At 53.6% G+C, this 1,854-nt stretch carries 1 protein-coding gene; it reads right to left on the bottom strand.

The features are described from left to right. Positions 1-1,365: 1,365 nt before the first annotated feature. Positions 1,366-1,854: hypothetical protein (locus LN415_09795; GenBank protein MCJ2557378.1), on the bottom strand; the 489-nt coding region annotated here is incomplete at its 5' end.

The raw sequence follows: 1,854 nt of genomic DNA, 5'->3' as shown, positions 1-1,854 counted from the left end.
GTTTCGGGGAAACGACGTCCTTCCCTATGAACCGAGACATATCCGATAGATGCGGAATCACATATGTTTGTTGCACCATTCTGTTTGGCAGGCAATAGGAGGGGCTAAGTATCGGAATGGCCTTCCTTCGTACAACCGCAAGAACACTGAGAAATCACCGACTCAAACAGAGTGGCTAGTCGATGTGCACGTCCAGGACGGCGCCTGCATGCAGGAGGAACAGAGTCTCCATGTGCCGCCCTGGACGACCGACTGCAACTGAAAAGCCAAGTAGGGATGTACTCCTTCTCGGATCGCTGTCGGGCACGAAATCGACTGTCCTCGCATTAGATAAGTTCTCTGGTACACCGTTTTGTGACCTGGCACCAGTCTCCAGACCAAGGGGGAACTGGAGAGAACCGGGAAGTGGACGATATCGACAGTGGCCAGACACCCAGATTCTCAGCATCATTCCATCGATACACTTCTGCGACCAGCAAGGTCGGAGCGGGCTAAAGAATGAAGAGGGGACCTGACAAGCAAGCGCAGCGCGCGCCGTTGATGCCGATGGTGGGGTCTGCAACAATGCACACTGTACATGCTTCTAACGCGGGAATACGAGGACAGTCTCTGAAGATATGCTGGAATTGTCCACCGCCTTCGATGATTCCCTGACCCATCGAGAGAGCGTCCTCACAGGGTCTTGGTAGTACGGCTTCTCCTCCCCCTGACGGCATAGAGTTGGTTCCCGTGTTGTCAGTGAGCGAGTATTCCACATGGAATAACTAGCGATGCGGTTCTGTCAACCGGACTGACGATGCGAGGATCTCTTCGGGCTGAGATCTCTCAGCCGCCAGAGCCTCCTTCCTGCGGATCTTCTCGAAGACGGCCTCCTTCACGAGTCTATACATCGAGATTAGCTCCGCGTCAAGTGCAGAACCTACCTGTGGCTTTGGACAAACCTCAACACGAACTCAGGGAGAACCTTGAGTCCATACGTCTCGTTCCAGCTCCCACTCTACTCTTCCATCGACATCTTTCGTCTCCTCAAACAAGTCCCCAACCTCTTCGTTTGATTGCGTCTTGCCTCTGAGAATCTTATTGATGCGGTTCTCGAAGCAATTCCAGCCGTTGATTTCAAAACTTCATTCACGCCTCATCACCGCCTTCAATAGAGGAATTCGCCTGGGCCTCTTGCTCAGGTGGGCATTCCTCATACCTGGTTATCCTGACCACAACCCCGCAGGACTTACAGTTGCAGTATCGGGCATAGTATCTCCTGCCGTCCCGTGTTTTTCCCGATGGCTCCGTTCTATATACCGCAAGCCTGCCACCACATTCAGGGCATAACCTTTTCCTTGCCGTTCAATCACCCCCGCTCATCCTCTACGGTGGCTCCATCAGCCACTCCAGCCATTGCCTCTCCTCCTGGGTCATCCGCTTCTTGTCCTCGATTCCTATCGTGTAGATTCCTGATATCGTGTCTAGTGTCGTCCCCGTAGCAGAGCGTATGTAGAAGATGTCCTTGTTGAGCCTCACGAAATTGCAGAGGGCCGTGTGTCGGCAGAGACGTGCGTTGAGTGTCATCCCGATTCGTTTTCCAGCCCTGCTTACGAGTGTCCATAGCCAGACCTTTGACTTTCCCATGAGCTTCTTCTCGATCGTGTGACGGCTCTCCCGAAAGGCACTGCTCAGTGAGAGAGTACAGGTGCCTCCGGTCTTCTTCTTCGTCCTCTTCCAGCTCATGCTGTACTCGCCTATGCTGACCTTGTACTCATCTGGAAAGGCGATGCACTTCGGGTGTATTCCTGTTGAGAGGAAGAGTACCAACGCGGCCTTCTCCTTCCCCCCCACGGTCCTGCTGATGAGTCGCTC

The organism is Candidatus Thermoplasmatota archaeon (assembly GCA_022848865.1).
Taxonomy (GTDB): domain Archaea; phylum Thermoplasmatota; class Thermoplasmata; order RBG-16-68-12; family JAGMCJ01; genus JAGMCJ01.
The sequence above is the reverse complement of the archived record's forward strand: the minus strand, read 5'-3'. Positions and strand labels throughout refer to the sequence as shown.